Annotated in this window: 14 protein-coding genes; 1 reads left to right on the top strand and 13 read right to left on the bottom strand. The window is 45.1% G+C overall.

The window, feature by feature from the left end; genetic code table 11:
- Window positions 1-3: 3 nt before the first annotated feature.
- The 12 genes from G589_RS0109185 to lepA form a co-directional block, all read right to left on the bottom strand.
- Entirely contained in the window at window positions 4-2,211 is a 2,208-nt protein-coding gene (locus tag G589_RS0109185; protein ID WP_035775762.1) for a beta-galactosidase, read from the bottom strand.
- Between the two features lie 11 nt (window positions 2,212-2,222).
- Window positions 2,223-3,221: a LacI family DNA-binding transcriptional regulator gene (locus G589_RS0109180; RefSeq protein ID WP_026521921.1), complete on the bottom strand. Its 999-nt coding sequence runs from the start codon at window positions 3,219-3,221 to the stop codon at window positions 2,223-2,225.
- Between the two features lie 13 nt (window positions 3,222-3,234).
- Window positions 3,235-4,098, bottom strand: coding sequence for a sugar ABC transporter permease (locus G589_RS0109175; RefSeq protein ID WP_022768482.1), 864 nt, complete (start codon window positions 4,096-4,098; stop codon window positions 3,235-3,237).
- Window positions 4,098-5,495 (bottom strand): carbohydrate ABC transporter permease, encoded by a 1,398-nt coding sequence (locus G589_RS0109170; protein ID WP_026521920.1) that lies wholly within the window; start codon window positions 5,493-5,495, stop codon window positions 4,098-4,100. Before G589_RS0109170 ends, G589_RS0109175 begins: the two co-directional genes overlap by 1 nt.
- Before the next feature lie 112 nt (window positions 5,496-5,607).
- Window positions 5,608-6,942, bottom strand: coding sequence for an extracellular solute-binding protein (locus tag G589_RS0109165; RefSeq protein ID WP_026521919.1), 1,335 nt, complete (start codon window positions 6,940-6,942; stop codon window positions 5,608-5,610).
- Between the two features lie 206 nt (window positions 6,943-7,148).
- A complete protein-coding gene (gene dprA, locus G589_RS19415) occupies window positions 7,149-8,294 on the bottom strand; it encodes a DNA-processing protein DprA (protein WP_051192280.1) in 1,146 nt (381 codons plus the stop codon).
- 2 nt (window positions 8,295-8,296) lie between these two features.
- Entirely contained in the window at window positions 8,297-9,865 is a 1,569-nt protein-coding gene (locus G589_RS0109155; protein WP_026521918.1) for a YifB family Mg chelatase-like AAA ATPase, read from the bottom strand.
- A 160-nt stretch (window positions 9,866-10,025) separates the two neighbouring features.
- On the bottom strand, window positions 10,026-11,087 hold the full coding sequence (locus G589_RS0109150; RefSeq protein WP_026521917.1) for a type IV pilus twitching motility protein PilT: 1,062 nt from the start codon (window positions 11,085-11,087) through the stop codon (window positions 10,026-10,028).
- A gap of 9 nt (window positions 11,088-11,096) precedes the next feature.
- Window positions 11,097-12,218: an HD-GYP domain-containing protein gene (locus G589_RS0109145; protein ID WP_026521916.1), complete on the bottom strand. Its 1,122-nt coding sequence runs from the start codon at window positions 12,216-12,218 to the stop codon at window positions 11,097-11,099.
- Between the two features lie 118 nt (window positions 12,219-12,336).
- Complete coding sequence (gene yfbR, locus G589_RS0109140; protein ID WP_022768489.1) at window positions 12,337-12,930, bottom strand: 5'-deoxynucleotidase; 594 nt, start codon at window positions 12,928-12,930, stop codon at window positions 12,337-12,339.
- Window positions 12,931-12,974: 44 nt separating this feature from the next.
- Entirely contained in the window at window positions 12,975-14,141 is a 1,167-nt protein-coding gene (gene hemW, locus G589_RS0109135; RefSeq protein ID WP_026521915.1) for a radical SAM family heme chaperone HemW, read from the bottom strand.
- A gap of 14 nt (window positions 14,142-14,155) precedes the next feature.
- Window positions 14,156-15,967: a translation elongation factor 4 gene (gene lepA, locus G589_RS0109130; protein ID WP_026521914.1), complete on the bottom strand. Its 1,812-nt coding sequence runs from the start codon at window positions 15,965-15,967 to the stop codon at window positions 14,156-14,158.
- A 184-nt stretch (window positions 15,968-16,151) separates the two neighbouring features.
- On the opposite strand from lepA, the gene rpsT reads away from it, so the two are divergent.
- Complete coding sequence (rpsT, locus tag G589_RS0109125; protein ID WP_022764139.1) at window positions 16,152-16,415, top strand: 30S ribosomal protein S20; 264 nt, start codon at window positions 16,152-16,154, stop codon at window positions 16,413-16,415.
- Window positions 16,416-16,469: 54 nt separating this feature from the next.
- On the opposite strand, the gene G589_RS0109120 is transcribed toward rpsT, so the two are convergent.
- Window positions 16,470-17,468 (bottom strand): putative ABC transporter permease, encoded by a 999-nt coding sequence (locus G589_RS0109120; RefSeq protein ID WP_026521913.1) that lies wholly within the window; start codon window positions 17,466-17,468, stop codon window positions 16,470-16,472.
- Window positions 17,469-17,483 lie beyond the last annotated feature (15 nt).

The raw sequence follows: 17,483 nt of genomic DNA, 5'->3' as shown, positions 1-17,483 counted from the left end.
AAGTTATGATATTTTGATACAATATTGAACTATTAAAAGTATATTAACTAATTGACAAGCCTTGCCATCCCGCATGGTTGGCCAGTTCTGAAGATATATCCTGTCATTCTCATAGAGAGGTTCAAGCTCAAGGTCAAAGGTGAGCTCATCGCTTTCTCCGAATCTGTCGAAGTACCTCTTAAGACCAACCTCAAAGTCCTGTCCGGTATAAAAGTTGTCATCAACAACCTCTCCATCCTTAATGAGCCTTGCCGTGTTCGCCTCATATTCCAGGCAGGCAAAGATCTCATTAAAACCGTCAAGCTTACCCGGAAGCTTTATCTCATAGGTAGTCTCATCTTTTTTCTTAAACTCAGCAGTAAGGTCGCATCCGATCCTGTTATTGCCGCGGTAGAGTGCAAAGGCATCTCCGCTTGCAAAGTCCTTTATATCACCTGCGCTCTTTTCTCTTTCAAATCCGAGAGGCGCATTTTCAATGTCGGGATAGATCCTGAACTCAGGAGTCTTATACTTTTCCTTGCCGGACACTTCATAATAGAGCTGAACATGTCCTTCTGCATCAGTTACTGCTTCGCCCTCCGAGATGATAAGATGCTCTCTTCCATCAATGGATACCTTAGATGAATGCAGAGCTTCGTTTGCTGTAAGGACGATTATGCTGTTTCCGTCAAGCTCTCCCTTGATATCGGCAGCTGCCTGTCTGTCAGCGTCAGTATAGAATACGTAGGCATCTTTTCCGCCCTCGCCTGCGCCTTTCAGGATGCATACAGGTGTTGCATCAATGGTTAAAAGAGCTTTCTCTCCAACGGGCATTCCGAAAGGATAAAAGAAATAGTCACCGTCCGCAACATTTCTGTTTTGGAAGCTTGCAAGGACCTCTTTTCCATCCTCCGCGTAAGCTTTAAGAGAGGCATCTTTGTGAAGTGCCATCTCATATCTGCGCTGATAATTATTTACAAAGAAATATCCGCTTGGGTAAGAATTGCCATCAGGGCCGATAGCTCTTTTAAATCTGACAGCGCTCCTTAAGGAGGTGAAGTCATCAGGCTTTTCGGGATTTCCCGGCTGCTCAGTATAGGGCATATCAGCGAGCTCATCACCAAAATCGTGGATGAAGGTTGACAGAAGTCTTACATGTCTGTAGGTATCCTCCATCTGTCCATATTCACGAAGAGGTGCGTTAAAATCATAAGAACACTGCGGAAGATCGTTGGGATAGCCTGTCTCTCTGGTCTCCTGAAGAGTTGTGAGTTTGCCCTTAGGATTGGTTCCGCCATGATACATATAGTAGCCAAGAAGGTTAGCTCCGCTTCCAAGCTTAACCATAGTCATTGCTGCAGTATCGGTGCCTGTGGCGATAGGTCTTCTGTGCTTAGTAACCTGAAGGCCTCCGCCAAGCTCAGCTGTAAGATACGGGAACTTGTCCATATCAAAGGTGATCCCTGCGCCAAGTCCATGGTCGGATCCAATATTGTGATCATTTCTCTCTCTTGTAAATACATAGTTTCCACTTGGTTCAATCTCTGTGGTTCTCTGATCCCAGGGAGCCTCGCAGTATCCGCCCATTACAGGGATCATTCCACCTGTAACAGCGCCGCCCCAGCCTGTTGCGGTATAGATAGGAGCTTCAAACCCGATCTCTTTTGCCATGGCAAGAAGGGTTCTCATGTGCTGCTCGCCTTCTTCTCCGTTCTTTCCACCGCAGTGGCCGTATTCATTTTCAATCTGGATACCTATTACAGGTCCGCCGTCCTTAAGCATAAAACCTTTGGACTGTTCATAGGTCTTTTCATAAAATCGTCTTACGTGCTCAAGATACAAAGGCGCATCGGTTCTGGGTTCATACCCTTTATCCTTTGCATCCTTTAAGAGCCAGTCGGGGAAACCTCCGTTTCTTGCCTCTCCGTGAGCCCAGGGACCAATTCTCAAAATGCTGTATAGTCCGCATTTTTTCACTGTTTCAAGGAAAGCTCTAAGGTCTCTGTCTCCGGTAAAATCGTACTCTCCCTGTATCTCCTCGTGATGGATCCATATGACATAGAGAGATACAATATCGATTCCTCCTGCCTTCATCTTGAGCAGCTCTTCCTCCCAGTATTTACGTGGGTATCTGGAAAAATGCATCTCTCCCATCATGGGAAAAACACGCTTACCGTCGACGATCAGGCTGATTGGATCGAAGGTAATATTCGATTTAGATGTGATTTTCATAAAAACTCCTCTTATTTCGTACTCTCTTTCAGTATTACCTCATATCCTCCCAGCATTTTGCTTGTAACAGGTACATTGTCGATAATATCCAAAAGTGTCTTGGCAGCCACAGCCCCAAGATTTCTGTCGTTAAAATTAAGTGATGTCACTGATGGTATAGCACTCTCAAGTATTGAACTGTTGTAGAAGGACGCAACTCTTAAATCATCAGGGATCTTGACATGATCGTCCCTGCACCTTGAAATAACTTCGCCGGCGATATTGTCATCCATGCAGATCACACCGTCTATGTTCTTCTTGCGAAGATCCTTAAGGATATTGCCTATCTTGGACATAGACTCAACGTCAAGATAAATGAGTCCGCTATCGATGTTCACTCCTGCCTCCTCAAAAGCATCAGCAAAGCCCTTGTATCTGGTCCTTGTTATGATATGTTCGGTTGAACCTCCGATAAGTGCAAGTCTCTTAAGCCCCTTGGCAATGAGGATTGAAGTAAGTTCCTTGCAGGCGGAATAATTGTCGTTGTCTACATAGATTATGTCCTTGTCATCTGTGCTTCCTACAGCAACAAAAGGAATTCCGCTCTCCTTAAGAAACCTTGCCGGTCTGTCATGCACAAGAGTTCTTGTGAGGATGATACCATCAACCTTGTGGTTGTCTATTATTCTTCTGAGCCCCGTAAAGTCATCGCCGCTAACCAGCGATACCATGATATCGTACCCATATCCCGATGTAACCTCGCTCATTCCGATCATGCAGCGCTGGAAAAAGGGCAGGTCCACAGCGTTATAATCATCCGGCCATATTACGCCGATGTTATAGGTCTTTTGCTGTGCCAGTGCTCTGGCCATAAGATTGGGCCTGTAATTATGTTCTTCGATGTACTCAAGGACCTTTAGTCTGGTGTCATCTCCAACCCTTCCCTTTCCCGAAATAGCACGGGAAACAGTGGTCTTGGAGATGCCCAGGGCCCTAGCAACGTCATCGATAGTAATTTTGCCATCCGCCATATTTATAACCTTCTTAACCTTTTACTGCACCACCCGTTACACCTTCAACATAGTATTTCTGAAGGAACATGAACAGAAGCGTTACAGGGATTGCTACGAGCACGCCACCTGCACAGAATCTGGTGAAGTATCCCTGATAGTCGTTGGTCCATACCCATCTTGTCATACCTACTGCCACGTTGTAGCTGGTATCATGTCCGAAGGCTACATAGGAAGCAAATACGTAATCACACCAAGGCGCCATGAAAGCAACCAGCGCTGTGTAGATAATGATAGGCTTTGACATAGGAATAATCATTGTAAAGAATATCCTTGCCCTTGTTGCGCCATCGATCATAGCAGCTTCATCAAGAGCCTTGGGAATGGTATCAAAGTAGCCCTTACATACGTAGTAACCCATTCCGCAGCTGGCAACGGTCACAAGGATGAGGCCTGGGATAGCACCTGCCTGAGTAAGTCCAAACTGCTTCAAAAGGAAGTACAGACAGATCATTGTAAGGAATCCCGGGAACATACCAAGGATCAGCCAGAATCTCATAAGGAAGGTTCTTCCTGCAAATCTCATTCTTGAAAGTGCATAGCTGACACAGAGCTGTATGATAGTCTGGAAAATAGAGACAAATACAGCAATAACAATAGTATTCTTGTACCATAACAGGTAGTTGTTCTGGCTTGTATCAAACAGGAACTTGTAATTGTCCAGCGAAAACTGCTTGGGCACAAGATAGTCAACCATTCCGCCATACTCTGTGGCGTATGATCTAAAGCTCTGCAGTACAAGTCCCACAAACGGGAACAGCCAGATAATGCTTATAAGTATCAATATGATATAGCCAATGATGTTTCCAATGGCTCTTTTTGTCTTGTAAGATTTCATTATTGGAAGCCCTCCTCATCTTTTACTGACGGAAGCATGTTGTAAACAACCAGTGAAATAACCGCTGTAACTACGAATACCATGATTCCTATTACTGCTGCCATCCTGTAGTTTGTGTCATTTACAGTCATCTTGTAGAGCCAGGTGATAAGAAGGTCTGTATTACCGGCTTTTTCTGCAAGATTTACAGACTGTGGCTTACCCTGTGTAAGAAGGTAAATAACGTTAAAGTTGTTGAGGTTTCCTGTAAACTGTGTGAGCAGGAAAGGTCCTGTTACAAACAGCATATATGGAAGGGTAATGCTTCTGAACATCTGCCAGGGGTTCGCACCGTCGATCCTTGCGCTCTCGTAAAGATCCTCGGGGATGTTCATGAGAAGTCCCGTTGCAATCAGCATCATGTACGGAATACCGATCCAGATATTGACAACGATAATGGTGATCCTTGCCAGCATCGGATCTGTCCAGAAAGGAATGTATGACTTGATTATTCCCCACTTGATCAGGTATCCGTTGATAAGTCCGTCATTGGCGAACATTTTCATAACATAAAGAAGTGAAACGAACTGAGGAACAGCGATGGTAAGAACCAGGATTGTTCTCCAGAGTTTTTTGAACTTTATTCCCTTTTTGTTGATCAGCATAGCAACAGCAAGACCAAGGAAATAGTTTGTAAATGTAGCAAACAAAGCCCAGACCAAAGTCCAGAGAAGGACCTGTATGAAGGTCGGTCCAATGCCTGCTCCCGAGAAAGAAACAAGATTCTTAAAGTTATCAAGTCCCACCCAGGTAAAGAGGTTTGACGGGGACTGATGGTTCTTGTCATAGTTGGTGAAAGCCACCAGGATCATGAACACAATTGGCAGAACCGTGAACACGAAAATACCGGTTACGGGAAGTGCTAAAAGTGTCTTATGGAAGTTCTTGTCAAAGAGAGACATAAATACGTCTTTGTTGGAAGGAAGCTTTTTACCTGCTTTTAAAAGAAGCTCTTCCTTGCGATTCTCTTTTACATTGATGTACCAGATCGCAATAAATGCAATAATGGCAAAGATGCATAAAACACCAAAGAGCAGAATCAAAAAGCTGTTATCGCCATAAACAGTCTTACGTCCGACTTTCTTGGTAGCTACAGTTCCAAGTGTTGAGAACTTGGATAAATACTGCCATCCAAAGCCGGCCATAAAATAGAAGAACAGCACTTCACAAAGAAGCAGTGCTACTCCTATGAGTATCTGTCCTCTAAGTATCGGACCAAGTCCGAAGATCAAAAATGAGAGCTTTGTCTTAATATCACCCTCTGCAAATGTCACCCCTATTTCCTTAAAACCGTTTGAAACAGCTTCAAAGAACAAAGACGCAGCATTCTTTTTCTTATTGTTCGCGCCCTTCGCCATACCACAAGCCTCCTTTTAACAATGCGCATAGGTTTTTAGTTTAATACAGGCCCGGAAACCTACTGAATCCGGGCCTGATATTTAATGCGTTATTTTAATTTAGCTACCGAAATTATTTTGCGTAGCTTTCGCAAGTTGTCTGGAAGTCTGTAAGAGCCTTCATGAAGTCATCATCTGATGCATCAGCCTTGATCTCACCCGAGATGACTGAATCACCAAGTGATGTTGCAAGTGACCAGTAGTCTCCAGGATACTGTCCCTGAGGGATTGTGTACTGAAGCTGATCTGCAAGAGCTGAAAGAGCCTCGTCAGCCTGAACTGCGTCTGACTTCTGAGCATTGAGGTTTGAAGGGCCCCAACCTACTGCGTTGTATCTTGCAAGCTGAACTTCTTCGCTTGAAAGGTATGCTGCAAGAGCATCACATACTGCAAGCTTAAGATCATCTTCCTGAGGCTTAACACCAAGGAGCTTGAATCCACCAAAGCCGCTCATCTGGTATGTCTTGCCATCAGCGCCTTCGAATGTAGGAAGCTTAGCACATGCATAGTTGTCACCAAAGAGGTCCTTAGCTGCCTGTGCATCCCATGTACCATCAACGATAGCACCAACGTTTGTTGCGTTAGAAATAGCTGAACCGTTCTGGAAAGCCTTTGAAGAAGCAACTTCTGCGATCTTCTTAAGAGCAACTACACCTGCATCAGATGCGTATGTAGAATTGCACTTTGTGAAGTTACCTGAATCATCTGTCTCGTATGTAAGCTCAGCACCTGCTCCGAAGAAGAATGCTGTCTGATACCAACCTGAGTTGATCTCGAAGTAGAAGTTCTTGCCTGCTGCTTCGCAATCAGCGATGATGCCTTCAAGAGTTGAAGGATCTGTTACTACGCTCTTATCGTAGTAAAGGAAATATCCGTTATCTGATGTGAGAGGATAAGCGTAAAGTGTGCCACCTACTGTAGCTGCGCCAACTGCACCGGCATCGTTCTCAGCCTTAACTGCCTCGGCGTTTGAATCCTCAACAACCTCAAGAGCACCTGCTGTAACAAGTCTTGCGATCTGGTCCTGAGCGAATGCATAGATGTCTGCACCTGCCTCAACGTCTGTGATCATGTTGCCGGCTGCATCACCTTCACCAACAGCCTCAACTGTGAATGTGTATCCTGAGAACTCAGGGTGTGCATCCTGGAATGCCTTGATCTGCTCGTTTGTGAAATCAACTACGTTATCAGCAACCCAGATCTTGATGTCACCTGTGCCGTAATCTGTGATCTCCTCAGCTGCCTCAGCTGCCTCTTCAACAACCTCAGCTGCCTCTGTAGCAGTCTCTGCAACAGTCTCTGCTGTGTCCTGAGCTGTCTGTGCTGCTTCCTGTGCGCTTCCACATCCAACAAGGAGTGTTGCACCCATAGCAGCTGTCATTAAAACAGATACCAATTTCTTTTTCATTTTAATCCCTCCGTTTGTTTAAAAATGACTGCGCAACTTTGCGCAATCGGTTGCTCTATTAATGAGTCTATGCTTTGTGCAATATTTTGTCAATTAAGAATTATGTCACATATTTTTGCTAAAAAATTATACAAATTGCACATTGACTATTTTAGTGGGAACGTTTCCGGAAACGTTGTCGGTAACGTTTTGCGCACTCGGTTACGCTACGCTATTCTGCGATAATATGCACCATTTTGCGCAATTTTTCCGCAACCGGTCATGTCCATCAAAGTGGTCATAAGCGCAGGCATTGACAGGTTTTCACCCTTTTTAAAAAGCTCTTCTGCAATGTAAGAAGTCGATACCGGAATGATGTCAACTATTTCCAAAATTTTCTCTTCCAGCGTTAACTCTTTATTAACTTCCATCTCGTCATCAGTGTCTTTTTCCGGATTTTCCAAAACAGACTCTGTGGGCTGTGTCGGCTTTCCCTCTCCTTTTATGCTCCAAAGGCGGTCCAGTACGTCTTCTACGCTGATGGCAACTCCTGCACCCTGGCTTATGAGATAGTTGCAGCCATCACTTAGTCTGTCGGTGACTCTTCCCGGAACAGCAAGCACTTCTCTCCCCTGTTCCAAAGCAGTATCAACAGTGATGGACGTCCCTGACTTCTGCCTTGCCTCCACCACAAGAAGCACATCGGAAAGAGCACTGATGATCCTGTTTCTCATGGGAAAGAATCTGGCCTGTGGCTCCATTCCCGGCGGATATTCCGAGATCGCGCCTCCATTCCTAAGAAGCGCATCATAGATCACCTTGTTTTCCGGCGGATAGCAGATGTCAACTCCGCAGCCCATGATGCCAAAGGACTTTCCTCCGGCTTCAATGGCAGCTCCCTGGGCTATTCCATCAATGCCTCTGGCCATTCCGCTTATCACCTGTACCCCCGCCAGTGCCAGTCCTCTTCCAAACTGCCTTGCCATATATCTGCCATACTCAGAGCACATCCTTGCCCCGACAATTGATACGGAAGGGATTGCCGGGTCGGGAAGTGCACCCTTTACGTATATTGCAAAGGGTGCTCCCGGGATATTCTTTAGTTTCTCCGGAAACTCCGGATCTATTCTTGATACAAAGCGGACTCCTTTTGCCTCAAGCTTTTTCTTCTCCGCCTCAAAGTCCCAGCTGTACCTTGATTTTTCAATGCTCTCCGCCTTCTTTCTTGAAAGGAGCTTTGTCAGTTCCTTTGAGCTCATCTGATAAACATCCTTGCAGCTAAGTCCACTGCAAAGCAGCTTATCTGTGCTGGCATTCCCAACGCCTTCTACGTTAAAAAGCCAGTAAGCATAATCTTTTTCATTTAATTCCATTCTCATTCCTCCATCTGATGCCAATATTTTCCGTCTGTAATTCTGTAGCTGACCGCCTCCATAAGGTGGATCTGCCTGATCTCCTCAGATCCGTCGATGTCAGCAATGGTCCTCGCAACGCGCAGTATCTTGTGATACGCCCTGGCACTGAGCTCCATGGTGCAAAAGGCATTTTCCAGATAAGCCTGTTCCTTTGCTCCAAGCTTGCAGTACTTTTCGATGTCACCGGGTGTCATCTCCGAATTAAACTGTATTCCGGTGCCTTCAAATCTCTTTTCCTGGATCTTCCTTGCCTCAAGTACTCTTTCTCTTATAGCCCTGCTGCTCTCGTTGGCATTCTTATTCTTGACCGCAAGATCTGCTATATCTACCCTTGGTGCCTCTACACAGATGTCTACTCTATCAAGGATAGGCCCCGAGATATGGCCAAGATACCTCTTGATATCTGCAGGAGTACATTTGCACTTATTTCTGTCGGGATAATAGCCGCAGGGACATGGATTCAGCGCTCCCACCAGCTGAAAATCCGCAGGGTAGGTATAGGTTCCTCTGTTTCTAACAATGTGGATCTTTCTGTCTTCAAGGGGCTGGCGCAGAAGATCAAGCTTGGCCCTCGGAAACTCAGGCATTTCATCCAGAAAAAGAACTCCTCTGTGAGCCAGGGATATTATGCCGGGACGTGGAGTTGTTCCGCCTCCCACAAGGGCAGTCTCCGTAACCAGATGATGAGTGCTCATAAAGGGTCTTCTTGTTATGAGAGCCTCTTTGTCGGACAGCATTCCCGCAACAGAATAAATGGTTGAAACCTCAAGACTCTCTTCAAGAGACAGAGGCGGAAGTATCGTTGGAATCCTCTTTGCCACCATGCTCTTTCCTGCACCGGGAGGGCCGATGAGCATAATGTGGTGGAATCCCGCCGCAGCTATTTCAGTAGCTCTTTTAACTGCTGCCTGGCCGTTTATATCTGCAAAATCCAGAGTTTCATCCAGATACTCAGCATCCTCAAAAAGCTTTTTTACATCCACATGAGTCGGTGGAATCAGTTGATCTCTCTCCACTCCCGGTGCGTTCAGATACTGAACCACCTCCTGAAGGGAGCTCACACCGATTATCTTTATGCCATCTACAACAGCGCCTTCCCTTGCGTTTTCCTCAGGAAGGATAACAAGTTTATAGCCCATTTCTTTTGCCCTGGTGACAATGGGCAGTATGCCTTTGACAGCCTTGACCTCTCCGTCAAGTCCCAGCTCGCCAAGCACAACAGCATCTTCTAGTGACTCCATTTCTATCTCACCCATAGCAGCCATGATGCCCACAGCGATAGGAAGATCAACTACAACGCCGGTCTTTCTTATATCTGCCGGCGATAGATTGATGGTTATCTTTGAGGGCGGAATTTTGGTCCCGGCGTTCTTAAGCGCAACTTTCACGCGCTCTCCCGCCTCTCTTACTTCTCCGCTCATAAATCCAACCATGTTAAAACTGGGCAGTCCGTCGGAAACATCAACCTCCACCTGCATCAGGTAAGAAGCAATGCCTCCCACGGCTCCCGAAGTAACCGAACTAAACATATAATTTCCTCTTTTCTACAAAAATGATGGGATTCCCTTGTAGACAAACAATAGAAATTACAAGAATTTTCTTAGACAAAACAAAATCGACCTGCTGATTATACAACAGGTCGATATGAAAAATCTTTAAGATTTTCTTAAGATTGAAAATTTTTTTAAATTATCTGAGCATCTTGTTCTGCATGGTCTCAGGATCCTGAGCGAATGTAAGAGCTGCTTCTCTTCCGATTTTCTGAGCTCTGTAGAGTTCAAGGATCGCATCGTCCATGGTGATCATGCCCTGTTTTCTGTAGGTCTGCATGTAGGTGATGAGCTGATGGCTCTTTCCCTCACGAATAAGGTTTCTTACAGCTGAGTTGATGTGAAGAACCTCAAAGGCTGCAATTCTTGAAACACCGTCAGTCATAGGAAGAAGCTGCTGAGAAACAATGGCTTCAAGTACGCCTGCCAGCTGTATTCTTACCTGTTGCTGCTGGTGCGACGGAAATACATCGATAAGTCTGTCAACGGTATTGGAAGCTCCGATGGTATGAACGGTGGAGAGCACCAGGTGTCCTGTCTCAGCTGCGGTTATTGCTGTACTGATGGTCTCAAGGTCTCTCATCTCACCAACGAGGATAACATCGGGATCCTCACGAAGAGCTGCTCTTAAGGCACTGGCGTAATTGTTGGAGTCGGTGCCGATCTCACGCTGGTTAACAATGGACTTGTTGTGCTGATAGGTAAACTCAATAGGGTCTTCAAGCGTGATAACATGGGCTTCCCTGTTGGAATTTATAGTATCAATAATTGACGCCAGAGTTGTAGACTTTCCGCTTCCGGTCGGTCCCGTAACAAGAACCAGTCCTCTCTTTTTCTGATAAAGATCTATTACGGAATCAGGAATTCCCAGGCTCTCAGAAGAAGGTATCTGGGTTGCCACAACTCTGAAGGCCATGGCAGTTGATCCCCTCTGCTTAAATACATTAAGTCTGTATCTTCCGACTTGAGGTATGGAGAAAGACATATCAAGCTGGCCCTTATCTTCAAGAGCCGCGAGCTGCTTTTCTGACATGATCTCTTCTGCTATCGCTGATGTATCCTTAGGAAGCATCTTACCATACTCATCAAGGGTAATAAGCTTTCCGTTTACTCTCATTTTGGGAGGAATACCAACGGTAATGTGAACGTCTGATGCTCCCTCTTCTTTTGCCTTCTGAAGTATTTCTGTGATCTGTGACATAGCCTCTCCTTAAACGTACTCAGGTTCCTCTACACTTATGCCAAGAGCCTTCATCTTGGATGTATCCATTACGCATCTGTTATCAAGAGTCTTCATGATATCTACGATCTCAAGATTGCCGTAGGCTCCTCTGTTTGACAAATCAATTATGGAATTATCCCTAAAGCTGAGTATTGTCGGCCTCAGGAAATCATCATCGTTAGTTCTGATGACCAGCGCCTTTTCTCCGGTATTAAGCTCTACACTCACACCGGGCACCAGGATGTTCAGGGAATCGGTAAGACCCTTAACAACCTTTGGATCAAAGACATCCGGTCTGCTCATCATCTTTCTGATGACATTAACCTCTGAAACCGGTGAATCATCAATTCGCACGGCGGTTTCTTTGTCAAAGATTCCGGCAACCACCAGTACTTTTGCCGCCACCAGCGTTTTCTGATTCTGGATAGGGTTACCGTTCCAGTAATCAAAGAGTATCTTTCTTGCCTGATTACATGCCCTCTTTATATTGGGCTGGGAAGAGAAAGCTTCATCGATTATCGGATACCCCTGGATCTCATGTCCGTCGATGATATTTCGCTCTTCTTCCGTGGTCTGCTGTTTGGACTGAAGTTCCACCGGAAGCGTAAGCTTTCCGATGTCATGTATTACCGAAGCCATGACCGCCTCATTCTGTTCCGAAAGCGGGACATTCATGCTATGGGTTATCATCGCTGACAGTATAGCCACATTAAGAGAGTGCTTATAAATATAGTCATCCGCACTTCGCAGCGACTGCTGGAAGGAAATCTTTTTACGGAGATTTCCGTAGTTTTTAATTATCTGTGCACAGATATTTGGGAACTTTTCCTGCTTGTGCTTTTTGACGATACGCTCAAGTTCCTCCATGATCTCGTTGTACATGACGGTCTGAAATCGTTCAAACTCCAGATCTTCCTGAGTCATTGGCGGAACCGGCTCTGCAGGCTCTAAGATAAAAAGACCAATAAGTCCGAAGCTCTTAATATTCTCAATGCTCTGCATGTCCCTAAGGACAGAGGCACGATCATACAAAAGAACTCCCTTCTTACTGTATATGGGTTTCGCAAGGCGCATACCCGGCTTAAGCTCGTCACACTTTATGAATTTCATCCTGTTTGCTCCAGTCATTGAAGTAGGATTTTTAGCCGCATAAACTAGTTCATATTAATTATCATGCTAAATCGGCAAAAAATCAATCATATTACGATTAAACAGAAAAAATATAAAGTCAGGTCAGCTCGTCTAGGGTACTGCCATAGGAAGCAAGAAATTCATTCACAAAATCAAGGACCTCCGGAAGCTCCTGATAAAGGCTTCTAATGGCCTTTCCCGTGCTCTCCTTGGCAGTCCTGAACTCAGAGTTACCGGCATTGGTCTCGCCTATACACTTAATAAGCGCAGAGAGCTTATCTGCTGCTTTGACAAGTTTTCTCATATATCGCTCTTCGTCTGTATCAGCAGGCCTAAAGATCTCCTCAAAGGAAGGGCGAAGATCATCAGGAAGTTTCTCAAGAAGCTTCTCATCAGCAATAGCCTCAACCTCTTTGTAAGCGTGCTTGAGATCAGCATTGAAATACTTGACGGGAGTTGGCATATCGCCGGTTATGATCTCGGATGCATCATGATAAAGCCCGATAAGAGCAGCCTTGTTAGCATCCAGATTCTTGCCGTATCTGACATTTCCGATAGTGCACAGAGCGTGTGCGATCATGGCAACCTCCATGGAGTGCTCACACAGATTCTCCTGCCTGGTATTGCGCATAAGAGCCCAGCGCTCGATGTATTTCATTCTTGATATAAGTGCAAAAAAGTTGTAGTTCATTGTAATCCCCCTTAACCCCATTTATAATCAAATGCTAGTTTCCATTATAGCAAAAATTCCGCCATGACAGTATTGCTGACATCAAGTCCTTTGTCTGTGAGACGAAGATATTTTCCGCCTTCTCCCGCGTACTCCAAAAGCCCCATCTTTTGGTACTTATCAATAACCTCTCCGTAAACTTCTGCGATGTCTTTTCCAAAGTTTTCCTTAAATTGCTCTGTACTTACGCCCTGCACAAGACGAAGTCCTAGGAACATAAACTCTTCCATCTGAGCCTTGGTATTTAGCTCCTCAACGTTCTCTCTTATTTTGTCAAAAGAGCTTTCGGCGTCCGCAGGTTCTTTTACATAAGTGCCAATGTCCCTGGTATTGCTCCATCTGACATTATCAACCATCGAAGCAGCGCCAAGGCCAAGCCCAAGGTAATCACCGCGCTGCCAGTAAACCTTGTTGTGACGGCACTCATAAGTATCATCATCCTCAGCACCAAGGGCATAATTGGAAATCTCGTATCTGTGGAAGCCGTGTTCTTTCAGTATTCTCTTGGTCTCGTGGTACATTGCTCTGTCAGTGTCCTCATCGGGAATATCCAGGTCCATGTCATAAAACGGTGTACCTTCCTCGATGATAAGACTGTAGGCTGAGATGTGCTCAGGTCTAAGCTCCAGTACTTTATTCAGCGTGTCCACATAAGAACCAAGACTCTGACCGGGTAGCGCACTCATAACATCGACATTGATATTGTTAAAGCCTGCTGCCCTGGCATTTTGGTAAGTCTCATAAAACAAACTGCTATTATGAAGTCTGCCTAGAACTTTAAGCTCATCATCATTTAGCGACTGACATCCGATACTCAGCCTGTTAAAGCCTGCTTCTCGATAGGAAAAGAGCTTGTCCCTCATGGCAGATGCAGGATTGACCTCAATGCTGATCTCCGCATCAGTACTGACATTAAACTCATCTCTGATTTTTTGCAGTAATCCGCAGACTCTTTTTTCATCAGCAAAAGAAGGTGTTCCACCTCCGAAGAATATGGTTGAAACGGCCCTGTCCCTGTAGTCCTTGGCCGATTTCAATATCTCTTTTTTAAGAGCATCAAAGTATTCATCCATCAGCTCTTTTTCTGCATTAAAAGAGAGGAAGTCGCAATAATTGCACTTCCTCGCACAAAACGGTATGTGTACATATAAAGACAAAGTCTTTTGCAGCATACTATTCACCGGTATCAGTCCACATTATCCAGCTTAAGGACGCTAAGGAATGCGGACTGTGGAACTTCTACGTTACCGATCTGACGCATCTTTTTCTTACCTTCCTTCTGCTTCTCAAGAAGTTTCTTCTTACGGGTTATATCACCTCCGTAGCACTTGGCAAGGACGTCCTTCCTGTAGGCCTTTACTGTCTCGCGGGCAATGACCTTGCCACCGACTGAAGCCTGGATAGGAATCTCAAACAGGTGCCTTGGGATCTCCTCTTTTAACTTCTCGCACATCTTACGTCCGCGCTCATACGCTCCGTCCTTGTGAACGATAAAGGACAGGGCATCAACCTCTTCCCTGTTGATGAGGATGTCAAGCTTAACAAGGTCTGACTTCTCATAGCCTTTGAGCTCATAGTCAAAGGACGCATAACCTCTGGACCTTGACTTAAGCGCATCGAAGAAATCGTAGATGATCTCGTTAAGAGGAAGCTCATACTTAAGGATTGCTCTTGTCTGCTCTATGTAATCGGTGCTCAGGTACTTGCCTCTTCTCTCCTGACAAAGCTGCATGATGGCACCGACATAATCTGTTGTGACCATGATCTCGCCGTTAACGATAGGTTCTTCCATGTAATCGATCTCTGACGGATCGGGAAGGTTTGTGGGATTAGTCAGGTCAAAGACCTCTCCGTCTGTCTTGTGAACCTTGTAAACAACGGAAGGAGCTGTTGTTACCAGGTTGAGGTCATACTCTCTCTCAAGTCTCTCCTGAACAACCTCAAGATGAAGAAGTCCAAGGAAGCCTGCTCTGAATCCAAATCCGAGGGCCTGTGATGTCTCAGGTTCATAGAAAAGAGATGCATCATTAAGCTGCAGTTTCTCAAGCGCGTCACGAAGATCTGAATAGTGAGCGGAGTCTGCAGGGTAAAGTCCGCAGTAAACCATTGGCATAACCTTCTTGTATCCGGGAAGTGCCTCTGAGCATGGCTTTGCAGAATCTGTAACGGTATCACCCACACGGGTATCCTGAATATTCTTGATGGATGCAGTAAAGTATCCAACCTCTCCGGCTGTCAGCTCATCACTTGGAACAAAGCTTCCGGGCGCAAAATATCCGACCTCAACAACCTCTGCCTCTGCTCCTGTTGCCATAAAGCGGACCTTCATTCCCTTTCTGACAACGCCGTCTTTGATTCTTACAAATACGATAACTCCTCTGTAGGAGTCATAGATACTGTCAAAGATAAGAGCCTTAAGAGGAGCCGATGCATCGCCCTGTGGTGCAGGGATCTTGTGAACTACAGCCTCTAATACTTCCTCAATTCCTATGCCGTTCTTGGCAGAAATAAGTGGTGCATCCTGGGCCTCAATTCCGATGACATCCTCAATCTCATCCTTGGCTTCCTGAGGCATTGCGCTGGGAAGGTCAATCTTGTTGATAACGGGAAATACATCAAGGTCATGATCCAGTGCCATATATACGTTAGCAAGGGTCTGAGCCTCAACCCCCTGAGTTGCATCAACTACAAGGATAGCTCCATCACATGCTGCAAGAGACCTTGAAACCTCATATCCAAAGTCCACATGTCCGGGAGTATCGATCATGTTAAAGGTATATTCCTGTCCGTCCTTTGCCTTATAGATCATTCTTACAGCCTGGGACTTGATGGTGATGCCTCTCTCCCTCTCTATATCCATATTGTCCAGAACCTGCGCCTGCATCTCTCTAAGTGTAAGAACACCTGTCTTCTCGATCATACGGTCTGCAAGTGTAGACTTGCCATGGTCAATATGGGCAACTATACAAAAATTTCTTATCTTACTCTGATCCACAATTAATTCCTCTGTATGTTCTTTTATAAATATTGTACGCTGAATTATAACATTAATTCTATTGACATCGCCATCATTTTCATCTAAAATATTTCTACGTATGTGGCATTAACTGTCCGTGTCCGGCTTAATGCACACACGAACATTATTATAAAAACTATTACATTGATTATTATCGGAGGTAATTATGGCTAATATCAAATCTGCCAAGAAGAGAGTTTTAGTAAACGAGAAGAAGGCTGCACAGAACCAGATGATCAAGTCTGCAGTTAAGACAGAGATCAAGAAGGTTAGAGCTGCTGTTGAGGCTGGTAACAAGGAAGAGGCTGCTAAGGCACTTCTTGCTGCTACATCAGCAATCGACAAGGCTGAGTCAAAGGGCGTTATCAAGAAGAACACAGCTTCAAGAAAAGTTTCAAGACTCGCTCTTGCTGTTAACAAGCTTTCATAATCATAACGATAAAGAAAAGACCTTAAGCACGGCTGCTGCTTAAGGTCTTATTTTTTATTTCTTTCTGATATTTTTTATCTTCTCTTTTACTTCTTCAAGATTTCCCTTATAGGAATCAGATGACATAGTAGGGTTTCCCTCGATGGTCCTCTCTCTGTACCACACAAAGAAGTTCTTAACAGGTCCGGGTGTGAATCTCGCCATAATGACTTTGTACTTGGCATAGAGTTCTAGTACTTCTTCTCTTACATTTCCTACATACGCTGTAGGATCAAGATTTATCTTGTCTTTCACTACCTTAAAGGAATTCTCAAGAGAATCACTGATACTGTCGAGTCTGTCTGAGATACCGGATCCGATGGCTCCTACCGTACTTCCTACCGTGTTTCCGATATCGCCGATCTTATCGCCGATTCCATCGATCTTATCACCGATGCTCTCACGCATATCCTCGCCCTTAAAGGCGATGATAACATCAAGCCTCTTCTGCATCCTTGCCATTTCGCCCTTGGCCTTCTCCATGTAGATAAGAACATCCTTAAGGTCAAGCGCCGTCTTAAATGCCAGCATGAAATCGCAGGTGAACACCACTACAACAACTGTCGTCACCACGGTGACAAAGTTATACGGAATGGATAAAAGAAGTCTCTCAATAGGTATCTGCAGATAGTGCGTAAAGACTACCGTGCACACGCCCCAGGCGATTGTTGATTCCAGAGAGATTCGTCCCTGAAAATGGAATTTCTTGTGTGAATAGTCCCAGTACCTGACCTTAAAAAGAGCTTCCATCACAACCGCAGTTACATACTCAAGAGCCGTTGCCCCTATGCATCCCGATACAAAGACCAGGACCACATTTTCATAGAAAGGCTTGGATGCAAGGAGCATCATTATTCCGCCGCATCCATACAACGGCAAAAAGGGTCCGCGAACGAACCCTCTGTTTACAAAATGCCCTTCATGTACCGACACATAAATTGTCTCAAATATCCAGCCGAAAAGGCTGTAGAAAAAGAACAGGAAAAGCCACTGCATTGGCTGATAATTAAACATTACTATCTCCTAGAG

This window comes from Butyrivibrio sp. VCB2001, assembly GCF_000423965.1.
Taxonomy (GTDB): domain Bacteria; phylum Bacillota; class Clostridia; order Lachnospirales; family Lachnospiraceae; genus Butyrivibrio.
This window is presented reverse-complemented; position numbering and strand designations above follow the sequence as displayed.